Origin of the sequence: Rhizobium sp. ARZ01, from assembly GCF_014851675.1 — a bacterium.
Classification (GTDB): domain Bacteria; phylum Pseudomonadota; class Alphaproteobacteria; order Rhizobiales; family Rhizobiaceae; genus Mycoplana.
In genome coordinates this window covers 441,588-455,599 of sequence record NZ_JACVAE010000004.1, presented here as the reverse complement: position 1 = coordinate 455,599, position 14,012 = coordinate 441,588, and the positions used below count along the sequence as shown (strand labels likewise).

Annotated in this window: 14 protein-coding genes; all 14 read right to left on the bottom strand. The window is 63.8% G+C overall.

Features of this window, described 5'->3' with window-relative positions; genetic code table 11:
- Window positions 1–13: 13 nt before the first annotated feature.
- Window positions 14–562, bottom strand: coding sequence for an NADH-quinone oxidoreductase subunit C (locus tag IB238_RS22235; protein ID WP_192252311.1), 549 nt, complete (start codon window positions 560–562; stop codon window positions 14–16).
- Window positions 559–1,062, bottom strand: a complete 504-nt coding sequence (locus tag IB238_RS22230; RefSeq protein ID WP_192252308.1) for an NADH-quinone oxidoreductase subunit B — start codon at window positions 1,060–1,062, stop codon at window positions 559–561. Before IB238_RS22230 ends, IB238_RS22235 begins: the two co-directional genes overlap by 4 nt.
- Window positions 1,050–1,415 (bottom strand): NADH-quinone oxidoreductase subunit A, encoded by a 366-nt coding sequence (locus IB238_RS22225; protein WP_192252526.1) that lies wholly within the window; start codon window positions 1,413–1,415, stop codon window positions 1,050–1,052. The genes IB238_RS22230 and IB238_RS22225 overlap by 13 nt, the downstream gene beginning before the upstream one ends.
- A gap of 131 nt (window positions 1,416–1,546) precedes the next feature.
- Window positions 1,547–2,986, bottom strand: coding sequence for an NADH-quinone oxidoreductase subunit N (locus tag IB238_RS22220; protein WP_192252305.1), 1,440 nt, complete (start codon window positions 2,984–2,986; stop codon window positions 1,547–1,549).
- A complete protein-coding gene (locus IB238_RS22215) occupies window positions 2,983–4,458 on the bottom strand; it encodes an NADH-quinone oxidoreductase subunit M (protein WP_192252302.1) in 1,476 nt (491 codons plus the stop codon). The genes IB238_RS22220 and IB238_RS22215 overlap by 4 nt, the downstream gene beginning before the upstream one ends.
- A 9-nt stretch (window positions 4,459–4,467) precedes the next feature.
- Entirely contained in the window at window positions 4,468–6,228 is a 1,761-nt protein-coding gene (locus IB238_RS22210; protein ID WP_192252299.1) for a Na(+)/H(+) antiporter subunit D, read from the bottom strand.
- Window positions 6,221–6,475, bottom strand: a complete 255-nt coding sequence (locus IB238_RS22205) for a hypothetical protein (RefSeq protein ID WP_192252296.1) — start codon at window positions 6,473–6,475, stop codon at window positions 6,221–6,223. Before IB238_RS22205 ends, IB238_RS22210 begins: the two co-directional genes overlap by 8 nt.
- Window positions 6,472–7,935 carry a monovalent cation/H+ antiporter subunit D family protein gene (locus IB238_RS22200; RefSeq protein ID WP_192252293.1) on the bottom strand — a complete coding sequence of 488 codons (1,464 nt, stop codon included), beginning with the start codon at window positions 7,933–7,935 and terminating at the stop codon, window positions 6,472–6,474. Before IB238_RS22200 ends, IB238_RS22205 begins: the two co-directional genes overlap by 4 nt.
- A gap of 4 nt (window positions 7,936–7,939) precedes the next feature.
- The gene (gene nuoK / locus IB238_RS22195) at window positions 7,940–8,242 is read right to left on the bottom strand and encodes an NADH-quinone oxidoreductase subunit NuoK (protein WP_192252289.1); all 303 of its coding nucleotides are present in this window, start codon (window positions 8,240–8,242) and stop codon (window positions 7,940–7,942) included.
- Window positions 8,242–8,742 carry an NADH-quinone oxidoreductase subunit J gene (locus IB238_RS22190; RefSeq protein WP_192252286.1) on the bottom strand — a complete coding sequence of 167 codons (501 nt, stop codon included), beginning with the start codon at window positions 8,740–8,742 and terminating at the stop codon, window positions 8,242–8,244. Before IB238_RS22190 ends, nuoK begins: the two co-directional genes overlap by 1 nt.
- A gap of 677 nt (window positions 8,743–9,419) precedes the next feature.
- The gene (locus tag IB238_RS22185; protein ID WP_348648285.1) at window positions 9,420–10,580 is read right to left on the bottom strand and encodes an alpha-hydroxy acid oxidase; all 1,161 of its coding nucleotides are present in this window, start codon (window positions 10,578–10,580) and stop codon (window positions 9,420–9,422) included.
- A 181-nt stretch (window positions 10,581–10,761) separates the two neighbouring features.
- Window positions 10,762–12,090: an FAD-binding oxidoreductase gene (locus tag IB238_RS22180; RefSeq protein ID WP_246723790.1), complete on the bottom strand. Its 1,329-nt coding sequence runs from the start codon at window positions 12,088–12,090 to the stop codon at window positions 10,762–10,764.
- A 53-nt stretch (window positions 12,091–12,143) separates the two neighbouring features.
- Window positions 12,144–13,073, bottom strand: coding sequence for an electron transfer flavoprotein subunit alpha/FixB family protein (locus IB238_RS22175; protein WP_192252277.1), 930 nt, complete (start codon window positions 13,071–13,073; stop codon window positions 12,144–12,146).
- Window positions 13,074–13,262: 189 nt separating this feature from the next.
- Window positions 13,263–14,012, bottom strand: coding sequence for an electron transfer flavoprotein subunit beta/FixA family protein (locus IB238_RS22170; RefSeq protein ID WP_192252274.1), 750 nt, complete (start codon window positions 14,010–14,012; stop codon window positions 13,263–13,265).

Sequence of the window (14,012 nt, the reverse complement as noted above, 5' to 3'; positions counted from 1 at the left end):
CATCGCTCCGGCGTCAACGGCCTCCTTTTGGAATATCCCTGGTGGCGAGGTCGGGCTGCGTCGGCGGCGGCCCTTCGGCACCGTATGGGTTGAGCTTGTCCCTGTAGCCGCGCAACGGAAAATCCTTGCGCTGCGGAAAGCCCTCGAAACCCTCCCACATGTAGATCCGGCGCAGGTCGGGATGCCCCTCGAAGCGGATGCCGTACATGTCCCAGGCCTCGCGCTCGTGCCAGTTGGCGGTGCGCCAGACGCCGGTGACCGAGGGGACCTGCGGGGGATCGCCGAGCCGGCACTTGATGCGGACCCGCCATTTGTTCGGCAGCGAATAGAGATGGTAGACCGCCTCGAACCGCGGGGTTTCGGGATAGTGATCGACCCCGCAGATGTCCGACAGGAAATTGAACCGCAGCGCTGGGTGCTCCTTCAGGAACCGGCAGAACGCGACGATCGTCTCGGGCGGAACGGCAAAGACATCGATGCCGTGCGCGACGCCGAGATCCTCGATTGCTTCCCCGAAGCGCTCGATGATCGGGGCGCGGTCAAGGGGCGGCCCCTCTCTCATGACGCGGTCATCCGATCCAGAGGTGTCCCGGCCAGCGCGCGCGACCTCTTGATCTTCTCCTGGAGCAGCAGGAAGCCGTGCATCAGCGCCTCGGGGCGCGGCGGGCAGCCGGGCACATGCACGTCGACGGGCACGAAGGTTTCCGAGCCCTGCACCACGGCATAGGTGTTGTAGACGCCGCCGGAAATCGCGCAGGTGCCCATGGCGATCACCCAGCGCGGTTCCGGCATCTGGTCATAGAGCCGGCGCACGACGGGGGCGAACTTCCGGGTCACGGTGCCGGCGATGATCATCACGTCGGACTGTCGCGGCGACGGGCGGAACACCACGCCGAACCGGTCGAGATCGTAGCGCGCGCAGCCGGCCGAGATCATCTCGATGGCGCAGCAGGCAATGCCGAAGGTCTCCGGCCACAGGGCCGAGCTCCGGCTCCAGTTGATGACGCTGTCGGCCGTAGTGAACAGGATGCTGTCGCGGATGGTGTTGCCTACTCCTCCCATTCCAGCGCTCCCTTCAGCCAGGCGTAGGCGAAGCCCACGAGCAGCAGCAGCATGAAGACAAACATTTCGATATAGCCGACCAGTCCGATCTCCTTCAGGACGACGGCCCAGGGAAAGAGGAACATCGCCTCGACGTCGAAGACCACCAGCAGGATCGCGAGGATGAAGAACGGCACCCGGAAGCGGCCGCCGGCCGCCTCGCCCGCGGCATCCATGCCGCATTCATAGGGCGCGTTCTTTTCAGGATAGGGATTGGACGGGCGCAGCAGCGAGGAGACGAACATCGTCGCCCCTGCCACCAGCACGATCCCGGCGACCATGAAAAGAACCGGCAGGAACTCCATCGCAATCATATCGGCCACCCACAAAAGGGGCTTGCTCAAGCCGAACGCCGTCGGGGCCATAACGCTGCCGCCCCGCGGAGCGACTTGGGTAATCCTTTGAACTGGCAGTCTATTCCGTCGTACGAATCATTGCAAACCCGTCAGCCGCCGAACACCGATTGTTGAGCGAGCCGGAGGAACCAGGCCGGAAACAGGCCGATGCCGATCGTGCCGGCGGCGGTGACGGCGAGCGTGGCGCCGACCATCGGTGTCAGCGCCGGCTCGAACGCCTTCTTCGGCTCGCGCATGTAGATCAGCATGACGATGCGGATATAGAAATAGGCGGCGACGGCGCTGAGGAGCACGGCGATGACCGCCAGCGCGACGTAGCCCCGCTCGACGAGGGCGACCAGCACGTAGAACTTGGCGAAGAACCCGGCTGTCGGCGGAATGCCGGCCAGCGAAAACAGGTAGAGCAGCATCAGCAGCGCCAGCACCGGATGCGGCCGGGCGAAGCCGGCATAGTCGTCGATGACCTCGCCGGAGAAATCGCCGCTGCGCATCATGATGACGGCGCCGAACAGGCCGAGATTCATGAAGGCGTAGATCAAGAGGTAGAGCATTACGCTGGCGATCCCGTCTGCGCCGCCGGCGACGACGCCGAACAGCGCGAACCCGGCATGGGCGATGCTGGAATAGGCCAGCAGGCGCTTGAAGTTGTCCTGCACCAGCGCCACGAAACTGCCGAGCGCCATCGTCACCACGGCAATGACGGCGACAACGATCCAGGCGTTCGAGTCGGCGACCAGAGGATTGAGGAAGACCCGCAGGATCACCGCGAAGCCGGCCGCCTTGGGTCCCACCGACATGAAGGCGGTGATCGTCGTCGGCGCGCCTTCGTAGACATCCGGCAGCCACATGTGGAATGGCACCGCGCCGACCTTGAAGACCAGGCCGGCGACAATGAAGACCACCGCCAGCAGCAATCCGGGGTCGACCGGCTCGCCGGTCACCGCCGCGGCCATGGCATCCAGTTGGGTGGTGCCGGTGAGCCCGTAGACCAGCGAGACGCCGTAGAGGAAGATCGCGGTCGCGACGGCGCCGAGGATCACATATTTCAGCGCCGCCTCGTTCGACCGCCGCTCACGCCGCAAGAAGCCGGTCAGCACATAGGTGCAGAGCACCGTCAGTTCGAGGCCGACATAGATCGACAGCAGGTCGGTCGCCGAGGCCATGATCATCATGCCTGAAAGGGTGAAGAGCAGCAGCACGTAGTATTCACTGCTGCCGATCCCTTCGATGTCGGCGTATTTGCGCGACAGCAGGAACGTCAGGATCGTGGCCAGGTAGAAGATGAGCTTGAAGAACACCGAGAAGCGGTCGGCGATGAACATGCCGGCATAGGTCGGCCGGACCTCGCCCGTCGGCATCAGTGTCAAGAGGGCGGCAATCACCACCACCCCGACAGAGGCCCAGAGGAGGAAATCCTCCCGGCCCTTTCGCACCAGCTGTCCGAGGATCAGCAGGATGCAGGCGCCGGTGACCACCACGATCTCGGGGAGGCTCGCAAGCGCCGACTGGTAAAGCGCTGCGGCGTTCATTGGCCGCCCCCTCCACCATGCACCTGCTCCAGCAGATGCCGCACCGAGGCGTCGATGATGGCAAGAAAGGGTTTTGGATAGAGCCCGACCCAAAGCACGAAGACGGCCAGCGGCAGGATCGCCGCCATCTCGCGGGCGTTGACGTCGCGGATCTTGTGCCGGGCCCCGGCCGTGACCGGGCCGAGCGAGACCCGGCCGTACATGCCCAGCAGATAGGCCGCGCTCAGCAGCGCACCGAGGACGGCAACAGCGCCCAGCACCAAATTGGCAGCAAACCCGCCGGACAGCACCAGCAGCTCCCCCACGAACGAATTCGTTCCGGGTAGCGCCATCGACGACAAAGTGAACAGCGCCAGGAACGAGGTGTAGACCGGCGCCAGCTTCATCAGCCCGCCATAGTCGGCGATGCTGCGCGTGTGCGTCCGCTCGTAGATCAGGCCGACGAACAAAAACAGCGCCCCGGTCGTCACGCCATGATTGAACATCTGCAGGATGCCGCCCTGCAGCCCGCGGAGGTTGAGCGCAAAGATTCCGAGCGTCACGAAGCCCATGTGGCTGATGCTGGAATAGGCCACCAGCTTCTTCAGGTCGTCCTGCGCCAGCGCCAGCAGCCCGCCATAGACGATCGCAAGCGCCGACAACGCCAGCATCAGCGTCGAGTAATGCACCGACGCCTCCGGCAGCATCGGCAGCGAGAACCTTAAGAATCCATAGGCGCCCATCTTCAGGAGCACGCCGGCAAGGATGATGCTGCCCGCCGTCGGCGCCTGCACATGGGCGTCCGGCAGCCAGGTATGCACCGGCACCATCGGCACCTTGACGGCAAAGGCGACCAGGAAGGCGAAGAACAGCCACGCCTGGATCTCGAACGGCAGATCCTGCGCCGTCAGGGCGAGGATGTCGAAGGTCTTTCCGCCCTGGAGATAGAGCACGATGACGCCGACCAGGAACAGCAGGCTGCCGGCGAGTGTGTAGAGGAAGAACTTGAACGCCGCATAGACCCGGCCCTCGCCGCCCCAGACGCCGATGATGAGATACATCGGGATCAGCATCGCCTCCCAGCAGACGTAGAACAGGAAGAGGTCGAGCGCGCAGAACACCCCTAGCATCAGCGCCTGCATCACGAGCAGGCTGACCATGAATGCCTTGACCCTGCTATCGATCGCCACCCAGGAGGCGAGCACGCAGACCGCGCCCAAAAGCGCGGTCAGGAATACGAACAGCGCGCTGATGCCGTCGACGCCGAGCGAAAAGGTGATGCCGAGCGCCGGCACCCATGGGCGTCGCTCGACGAACTGCATCGCGTGCGTGGTGGTGTCGAAGCCGGCCAGCATGGCAATGCAGAGCGCGAGATCGAGGAGCGTGGCGGCGAGCGCCGCCCATCGCACCGCATCGTCGTTGCGGAGAAACATCAGGACCGTTGCCCCGGCGATGGGCACGAAGACGATGAGGCTGAGCAGCGGCAATCCCATCGCGCCCCCTTACCGCCACACCACGGCGAAGACGACGACGGCGGCGATGACGCCGACGATCATCGCCAGCACGTAATGGGTCACGACCCCGGTCTGGAGCCGCCGCATTGCCCCGCCGCCGCGCAGGATCGAGCGGGCGACGCCGTTGACGACGCCATCGACCCCGGCCAGATCGACCCGCAGCCCGGCGCGGGCCGCTCCGTGCAGGACGGGCCACGCCACGGTCTCCGACACGTTGCTCACCGCCTGCTCGTAGCGCGCCAGCGGCTTTTCGGCCAACCACATGAAGGCGCGCGCCCCCTTGCGGTAGAACCAGTCGGTGTCGAGGCTGATGGTGTTCTCGGGGTCGAGCGCCTTGAGGAACAGCACGAAGCCGAGCGCCGTGAACATCAGGAGTCCCAGGCTCTCCGTGACGTGCTGGCCGGTATAGGGCTGGAAGTCGACCGGATAGGGCAGCAGCGCATAGAGCGGCTGCGGGAACACGCCAATGGCGATGCAGAGCACCGCCGCCATGCCCATTGCCACCAGCATGTTGCGCGGCGGCTCCCGGGCCTGCAGCTTCCGGTCGGTGCCGAAGAACATGTAGTAGGGGAGCTTGAGCCCGGTGTGCAGGAACGTCCCCGACGAGGCCATCGTCAGCGCCAGCATCACCAGAGCACGATGATCGGCTCCGGCCGCGGCAATCACCATCGACTTGGTGACGAAGCCGGAGAAGAACGGGAAGGCCGAGATCGCAAAGGCGCCGACCATGTAGAGCGCCACCGTCAGCGGCATGGTCTTGTAGAGCCCGCCGAGTTCGGTGAGCTTGCGGCGACCGGTGACGTAGATCACTGCGCCCGCCCCCATGAACAGCAGCGCCTTGTAGAGGATATGCGCAAAGGCGTGGCTGGCGGCGCCGTTCACCGCCATCTCGGTGCCGATGCCGATGCCCGCCACCATGTAGCCCACCTGGCTGACGATATGATAGGCCAGCAGCCGCCGGCAGTCGTTTTCCAACACTGCATAGATGACGCCATAAATGGCCATCACGGTGCCGAGCCAGACCAGCAGTTCGGTGCCCGGAAATGCCCGCGCCAGCACGTAGACGGCGGTCTTGGTGGTGAAGGCGCTCATGAACACCGCGCCCGTGACGGTCGCCTCCGGATAGGCGTCGGTCAGCCAGGCATTGAGCGGCGGCACCGCCGCGTTGAGCAGGAATCCGGCCAGGATCAGGTAGGCTCCGGCGTCCATTGCGCCCCCGATCGGACCGAACAGCATCGATCCGGTGCTGAGCCCGTGCAGGATGATGCCGCCGAACAGCACGAGCCCGCCGGTAATATGGACCATCAGGTAGCGGAACCCGGCCCGGATCGCCGGCCCGCCGCCCTGCGCGAAGACCAGGTAGGCGGAGGCGAACGCCATGCCTTCCCAGAACAGGTAGAGGGTCAGGTAGTCGCCGGCGAACACCACGCCGAGCGCGCAACCGACATAGACGAACGCCGCCACGTGCTGGCCGGCCTGGGTCAGGTGCAGCGCATAGACCATGCCGATCAGCGCCATGATGGTGAAGACGGTGGCGAAGACGATGCTCAGCTTGTCGACCTTGGCGATCAGGATGTCCTGGTCGATGAAGCTCGCCGCACCGTAGCTGCCCGGCTGCAACGTGAGCACGGCGAGGATCGCCAGTGCCGGAATCAGCAGTAGGTAGGCCTTGCGGATCGACCCCTTGAGAAACGGGATCGGTACGGCGCCGAGGATGAAGAGCAGGGCCGGATGGACGAAGTCAGTCATAATAGTCCTCGCGCCGCATCAGCCCGACCTGATGGCCGAGGAACTTGGAAACAAAGATCAGAGCCACGCAGGAAAAGAAGCCGTAGGCGGCCGACCAGCCCGGCAGCCGCTCCCACAGGTATTCGGCGTGTTCGCGGGGAACCACAAAGTCGGCCAGGACGATCAGGACGAGCGCCAGATAGAACAACGTCCGACGCTGCCTGGCATATTGTTCGTCACCGAAAAAATCGACGATACGCCGGATCATCGCACCACTCCGTCCGCGAGCGTGAGAAAATAGCCGGGGAAGATGCCCATCAGCACCGACAGGACCGCCGTCGCGACCAGTGGTATCGTCACCATCGGAATTTCACGGACCGACGCCTCGCCCTCCCCGGCCTCCGCCTCGAAGAAGGCGGTATAGCTGACCGGCAGGAAGTAGGCGGCGTTCAGGACCGAGCTCACGAGCAGCACGACAAGGAACGCGATCTGGCCTGCGTCTGCCGACCCCTGCACGAGATACCACTTGCTGACAAAGCCGGCGGTCGGGGGAATCCCGATCATGCTCAGCGACGCAACGAAGAAGGCGCCCATCGTCCAGGGCAGCCTGCGGCCGATGCCCGCCATGTCGCTGATGTTGCGTTTTCCGCTCGCGCAATAGATCGAGCCGGCGCAGAAGAAGAGCGTGATCTTGGAGAAGGCGTGCGCCGCGATGTGGATGATCCCGCCCACCATCGCGACCGGCGACAGCAGCACCGCGCCGAGCACGATATAGGAGAGCTGGCTGACGGTCGAATAGGCCAGCCTGGCCTTCAGGTCGTCCCGGGTCAGGGCGTAGATAGACGCCATCAGGATCGTGAACGAAACGAGATAGGCCGTGGCGATGCCGAGACCCAATGTCGCGATAAGCCCGACGCCAAAGACATCGAACACCATCCGCAACACGCAGAACACGCCCATCTTGACGACGGCCACGGCATGCAGCAGCGCGCTGACGGGCGTCGGCGCCACCATCGCGGCCGGCAGCCAGGCATGCATCGGCATCACCGCGGCCTTGGCGAAGCCGAAGAGATAACAGAAATAGACGACTGTCAGCAGCGCTGCCGAAGCATCGGCGCCCGCCAGAAGCCCGCCCGACACGAAGTCGAGCGACCCCTCGATTTGGTAGGTTAGGGCCAGCGCGGCGAGTAGCGCGCTCTTCGAGGCGCCCATCAGATAGACGAGGTACTTTCGGCTGCCTCTCCACGCCTCTTCGTCCTCGTGGTGATAGACGAGCGGATAGGTGACGAGGCTCAGTATCTCGTAGAAGATCACCAGCGTGAACAGGTTGGCGGCGAAAGCGCCGCCGACGGCCGCGGCGAGACTGGTGGCGAAGCAGGCGAAGAACCGGGTTTGCGCGTGCTCGTTGAGGTGCCGCATGTAGCCGATCGAATAGATCGCAGCCAAGATCCACAGCAGCGAGGAGACGGTGGCGAACACCATGCCGAGCGCATCGGCCCGGAAGGCGAAGTCGACGCCCGGCAGGATCTCGAACAGCCGCAACTCGACGGTCCCGCCCGAAAGCACGGTGGGGGCCATGGAGGCGACGATCAAAAACAGAACGAGCGCGGCGAGCGGCGAGACGACGTCGCGCAGCCGCTCGCGGTCGTTCAGCAGCAGAACGGCGAGCGCCGCCAAACCGGGAACGGCGACGGCAAGCAGCGGCCGGATCGAGATCACCGGGTCCAAGCCGCTATCCTTTCATGATGGTGACCTCGTCGACCTTGAGGGTGTGCTTGTTCCTCACGAGGGCGACGAGGATGCCGAGGGCGACCGCAACTTCCGCTGCGGTGATGGCAATGACGAAGATGGCGAAGATCTGTCCGCGGAAATCGTCGTACTGACGGCCGAACGCGATGAAGTTGATGTTGACGGAGTTGAGCAGGAGCTCCAGCGACATCAACACGACCAGGATGTTGCGCCTGAGCAGCACACCAGCTGCGCCGATCACGAACAGGACCACACCGAGCAGGACGTACCATGAGAGCGGAACCATCAGCCCGGCTCCTTCCGCGCCAGCACGATCGCGCCGACCAGGGCCACCAGCAGGATTATGGATGCGGCTTCGAACGGCAGGAGATAGTCGGCGAAGAGCGTCGTGCTGAGCTGCCTGATCTGGTCGCCGCCGCTCGCGACGACGGGTTCGGTGACCGAGAAGCGCTCGCTCCAGAACACCAGCACGACCATCTCTGCGCCGAGCAGCACGAGAACAACAAGCGCCGACAGGTTGCCGCCCGGCAGGAAGCGCTGCGACAGCGCTTCGCGCACGTCGACCATCATGATCACGAACAGGAACAGGACCATGATCGCGCCGACATAGACGAAGATCTGGATGACCGCGAGCAGCGGCGCCTCGAGCAGCACGAAGATTGCAGAGACTTGCAGGAAACAGGCCATCAACGCCAAGGCGCTATGGACCGGATTGCGCGCCAGAACAACGGTCAGCGCCGTGATCACGGCCACCGCAGCGAACAGAAGGAAGAACCCCTGATCCATCGACGCCGACCCTCCCACGCGAACTGTCACTCGGCGCGAGACGGCCGGATCCGGGATAGTTCCGCACTTCAGGGTGCATGCAGAAATTGTGCCTTACTACGGGATTTTTCACAAGGTTATTGTCACTGACGGCGCAATACCAGAGGGTTCGGATATGGCCAGGTCCCATCACGAAGTCGATGTCACGTTGTCTTCGGCTTAACGGATCGCGGATAGTGGGTGGGGATAACTGAACCCCGTGCGGTGGCCGATCAATGAGCTAAACGTGTAGTGCCACTTTATTGCTCCGGGTTCTGGGCTCTACTGCCTGCAGTAACGGCGCAGAGATGCTGATGACTACAAGCGCGACAACAGTCCCCACTAGCGCCGATGCGCGGTTCGTCTGCATCACGTTGACAATTCGGCGGCCTCCAAACGTCCAAAGATGCACCGGTTCGGAACCAAGAGTGGCAGCGCCGTTTTCAACGGGCCTTGGCGGAAATTGCTATGGACACGAAAATGTGGGTGACGCATATCACCATCGACTTACGAAGCACGTCACTATCGAATCGTCATCCGCACAAAGAAGCGGCCAAGATTGTATCAAATGCGTGGCCTCTATCGATAGCCGCTAAGCACGCAGCAACGCCTGAGTGACGAACCGGCTGTTGAATAGCAACTCGACTGCACCATGACCGCTAATCGATCCGTGCACCAACGCCTCCCTGGTGCAGATTGCGGCGCGACAGGTTGCGCACGTCGCGCTCGCCGCACAGCGCCATGGTGATGTCGAGTTCCTTGCGGATGATCTCCAGTGCCTTGGTGACGCCCGCCTGGCCGCCGGCGCCGAGGCCGTAGAGGAAGGGGCGGCCGATATAGGTGCCCTTGGCGCCGTAGCAGAGCGCCTTCAACACGTCCTGGCCGGAGCGGATGCCGCCGTCGATATGCACTTCGACCTGACCGCCGACGGCATCGACGATGCGCGGCAGCATGCTGATCGAGGAGGGGGCGCCGTCAAGCTGGCGGCCGCCGTGGTTGGAGACGATGATCGCATCCGCGCCGGTCGAGACCGCCATGCGCGCATCCTCCTCGTCCAGAATGCCCTTCAGGATCAGCTTGCCGCCCCAGCGCTCCTTGATCCAGGCGACGTCGTTCCAGGACAGCTGCGGATCGAACTGCTCGCTCGTCCAGGCGTTCAGCGTCGACAGGTCGGTGACGCTCTTGGCGTGGCCGACGATGTTGCGGAAGGTGCGGCGCTGCGTGCCGAGCATCTGCATGCACCAGAGCGGCCGGGTCGCCATCTGCCAGACATGCTTGAAGGTGAACTTCGGCGGCGCGGACAGACCGTTGCGCACGTCCTTGTGACGCTGGCCGAGGATCTGCAGGTCGAGGGTGAGCACCAGCGCCGAGCACTTGGCGGCCTTGGCACGGTCGATCAGGTTGAGGACGAAGTCGCGGTCCTGCATCACATAGAGCTGGAACCAGAACGGTTTCGTCGTGACGGAGGCGACGTCCTCGATCGAGCAGATGCTCATGGTGGACAGCGTGAAGGGCACGCCGAACGCCTCGGCCGCCTGCGCCGCCAGCATCTCGCCATCGGCATGCTGCATGCCGGTCAGGCCGGTCGGGGCAAGCGCCACCGGCATCGACACCGTCTCGCCGATCATCTCGCTTTCGAGCGAGCGGTTCGACATGTCGACCAGCACGCGCTGGCGCAGCTTCACCTTCTGGAAATCCTCCTCGTTCGCCCGGTAGGTGCCTTCGGTGTAGGCGCCGGAATCGGCATAGTCGAAGAACATCTTCGGCACACGACGTTTCGCGCGCGCCTTCAGATCGGCGATCGTCAGGATTTCACTCACGGTAGTTTCCCCAAGGCATGACGGCATACGAAAGTGGATCGGCTATGGTCGGAAAGGGCATTTCAGCCGTCGGTTTCATTCGATCGAAGAACTTTAAATGCTCCAGAGTTGAAGATACCGGCAGGATCGAGGCTGTCCTTGATCGACTTTGCCAACAATCTACGGGCGGCATTGCCATACTTCACATAGGCGCGCTGTTTTTCCAGGCCGATGCCATGCTCAGCCGAAAAATACCGCCGACGTCGGTAATACCGCAGTAAACGGCGTCCTCGATCGCAAGCTGCGTTGCTTCCTCGAGGTTCTCCGAATGCGTGATGCAAATATGCAGATTGCCGTCGGCAATGTGGCCGAAGACATAAGCGCCGAAACCCGGATCCACTGCGCGCAACCGGGCACGGAAATCGGCGACGTAGCGGTCAAGTTCTGCGGGCGGAAGCGAGACGTCGAACGACAGTGCACTCGGATGCAGCCGGTAGACGAAGTCGGACGCCTCCCGCAGCATCCAGAACTTACGCGATTGGTCCAGCGATTGAGCGACAATGCCACCTTTGATGCCGGCCGTTTCCCACACTGCTTCCAGTCCATTTTCCAGCGCTGCGGCTGCGGCTTCGTCCGTCTCTGCCGAGATATCGAGAAGAAGGACGGCCTCGGTCCCTTCCTCGACAAAGCCGATATCGGCCCCGTGGCTGGCCGCACTGTCGTGAAAGTACTCCCGCCACATCAACTCGGCGGCCTCAAGCGCCACGTTTGACAGGTTTGCAAAATGACCGGCGACAGCAAGGGCCGAAGCCGCATCTGCCACGCCGACCAGCGCCGTTGCCCGCGCAGCCCGCAACGGCTCCAGCTTGAGGACGACGCGGGTGACGAAGCCATAGGCGCCCTCCGCCCCGATCATCAGGTGTTTAACGTCCGGCCCCGCGCTCGTCTTCACGATGCGGCTAAGATCACTGAACAGACTGCCATCCGGCAACACCGCTTCGAGCCCCAGGATCTGGTGGCGCATGACGCCGTTGCGAAACGCAAGAATGCCGCCGGCATTGGTCGAGACCATACCGCCGATCGTGGCGCTACCACGAGAAGGAAGGTCAATTCCCGGCGTCAGACCATAGGCCTGTGTCGCCTCCTGAAGCACCTGCAGCGTCACGCCGGCCTGGACGGTGGCAGTGCGCGAAACCGGATCGATGCTTTCGATCCGGTTCAGCCGTTCGCTGCAAAGGATCAACTCCCCTGGGTTGCTGACCGTACCGCCAACGAGCCCCGTGCGACCGCCGTGCGGCACGATCGCGACGCCGTTTCGACCACACCAGCGGACAATCTCTACCGCATCTTCCGGGCTTTCCGGCATTGCCATTGCCCCAGCACCGAAATTACCCGGATGTTCCCCCGGATGCCGTCGCGCCAGCCCGTCAACACCCATCGAGACCAGTTTCCTACCGGTTTCGCTGAAATGCGCTGTCAGTGAATGGATAATGTCGGTCATGAGCTTGTCCTTGTGGGCGTCGACGATCATCACGATCCTATCCGTTCGGATAGAACCGAGAAGATCGTGAGCCCAGCTGGTATTCAGAGTGCTTTTTCGAGTTCCGGCAGCGCCTCGAACAGGTCGGCGACGAGGCCGTAGTCGGCGACCTGGAAGATCGGCGCCTCCTCGTCCTTGTTGATGGCGACGATCACCTTCGAATCCTTCATGCCGGCGAGGTGCTGGATGGCGCCGGAGATGCCGCAGGCGATGTAGAGCTGCGGGGCGACCACCTTGCCGGTCTGGCCGACCTGCCAGTCGTTCGGCGCGTAGCCGGCATCGACGGCGGCGCGGCTGGCGCCGACGGCGGCACCGAGCTTGTCGGCAACGGGAAGGATCACTTCCTTGAACTTCTCCGCCGAGCCGAGTGCCCGGCCGCCGGAGATGATGACCTTCGCCGAGGTCAGCTCGGGGCGGTCGGACGACGACAGCGCGTCGCCGACGAAGGAGGAAACGCCCGGATTGGCGCCGGCGGCAACCGTCTCGACCGGAGCCGAGCCGCCTTCGGACGCGGCGGCGAACGAGGCGGTACGCACGGTGATCACCTTCTTCGCGTCGCTTGTCTGCACCGTCTGGATGGCGTTGCCGGCATAGATCGGCCGCTTGAAGGTGTCGGGGCTGACGACCTCGATGATCTCCGAGAGCTGGGCGACGTCGAGCAGGGCTGCGACGCGCGGCAGCACGTTCTTGCCGACCGAGGTGGCGGCGGCAAGGATCGTGTCGTAGGCACCGGCGAGGGCGACGATCGTCGCGGCCAGCGGCTCGGCCAGGTTGTTGGCCAGCGAGGCGTCGTCGGCGAGAAGCACCTTGGAAACGCCGGCAAGCTTCGAAGCCCGCTCGGCCGCCGCCTTGGCGTTCGAACCGGCGACGAGGACGTGCACCTCGCCGCCAATCTTGGTTGCCGCCGTCAGCGCCTTGGCGGTCTGGTCGGAAAGGTGGCTGTTGTCGTGGTCAGCCAGAAGAAGAATGGCCATGATGAAAATCTCCCTATCGGTTTGCGCTCAACGGTCCCTTCGGTCCGGCGCGCGGCAATCTTGTTCATCCCGTCATGCCGGACTTGATCCGGCATCCAGCGCGCGAAAGTCCTTGCGAGCCAAGGTGTCAATCGCGCCGCCGACGCGGCGCGTTTGGATCCCGGCTCAGGGCCGGGATGACGGAGGGTGTCAAAGCACGCCGGCTTCGATTTTCAGCTTCTCGACCAGCTCGGCCACCGTCTTGACCTTGACGCCGGCCTTGCGGCCTTCCGGCTCCTCGGTCGTCAGCACCTTCAGCCGGGCCGTGGTGGAGACGGCAAAATCGGCCGGGCTCTTCTTGTCGAGCGGCTTCTTCTTCGCCTTCATGATGTTCGGCAGCGAGGCATAGCGCGGCTCGTTCAGCCGCAGGTCGGTGGTGACGACCGCCGGCAGCTTGACCTCGATCGTCTGCAGACCGCCGTCGACCTCGCGGGTGACCTTGGCCGAGCCGTCACCGATTTCGATTTTCGAGGCAAAGGTGCCCTGGGCCCAGCCTAACAGCGCCGACAGCATTTGGCCGGTCTGGTTGCTGTCGTCGTCGATCGCCTGCTTGCCGACGATGATCAGGCCGGGCTGCTCGGCCTCGGCCACACCTTTCAGGATCTTCGCCACCGCCAACGGCTCGACCGCGTCGTCGGTCTCGACCAGGATCGCCCGGTCGGCACCCATGGCAAGCGCGGTGCGCAGCGTCTCCTCGGCCTTGGCCGGGCCGATCGACACGACCACCACTTCGTCTGCCTTGCCGGCCTCCTTCAGCCGCAGCGCCTCTTCGACGGAGATCTCGTCGAACGGGTTCATCGACATCTTCACATTCGCGAGCTCGACGCCCGTGCCATCCGGTTTTACCCGGATCTTCACGTTGTAGTCGACGACCCGCTTTACGGGGACCAAGATTTTCAT

Coding starts and splice junctions, on each gene's coding strand:
- IB238_RS22235 (WP_192252311.1), bottom strand. CDS start 562: ATGAGAGAGGGGCCGCCCCTTGACCGCGCCCCGATCATCGAGCGCTTC.
- IB238_RS22230 (WP_192252308.1), bottom strand. CDS start 1,062: ATGGGAGGAGTAGGCAACACCATCCGCGACAGCATCCTGTTCACTACG.
- IB238_RS22225 (WP_192252526.1), bottom strand. CDS start 1,415: ATGATTGCGATGGAGTTCCTGCCGGTTCTTTTCATGGTCGCCGGGATC.
- IB238_RS22220 (WP_192252305.1), bottom strand. CDS start 2,986: ATGAACGCCGCAGCGCTTTACCAGTCGGCGCTTGCGAGCCTCCCCGAG.
- IB238_RS22215 (WP_192252302.1), bottom strand. CDS start 4,458: ATGGGATTGCCGCTGCTCAGCCTCATCGTCTTCGTGCCCATCGCCGGG.
- IB238_RS22210 (WP_192252299.1), bottom strand. CDS start 6,228: ATGACTGACTTCGTCCATCCGGCCCTGCTCTTCATCCTCGGCGCCGTA.
- IB238_RS22205 (WP_192252296.1), bottom strand. CDS start 6,475: ATGATCCGGCGTATCGTCGATTTTTTCGGTGACGAACAATATGCCAGG.
- nuoK (WP_192252289.1), bottom strand. CDS start 8,242: ATGGTTCCGCTCTCATGGTACGTCCTGCTCGGTGTGGTCCTGTTCGTG.
- IB238_RS22190 (WP_192252286.1), bottom strand. CDS start 8,742: ATGGATCAGGGGTTCTTCCTTCTGTTCGCTGCGGTGGCCGTGATCACG.
- IB238_RS22180 (WP_246723790.1), bottom strand. CDS start 12,090: ATGATCGTCGACGCCCACAAGGACAAGCTCATGACCGACATTATCCAT.
- IB238_RS22175 (WP_192252277.1), bottom strand. CDS start 13,073: ATGGCCATTCTTCTTCTGGCTGACCACGACAACAGCCACCTTTCCGAC.
- IB238_RS22170 (WP_192252274.1), bottom strand. CDS start 14,012: ATGAAAATCTTGGTCCCCGTAAAGCGGGTCGTCGACTACAACGTGAAG.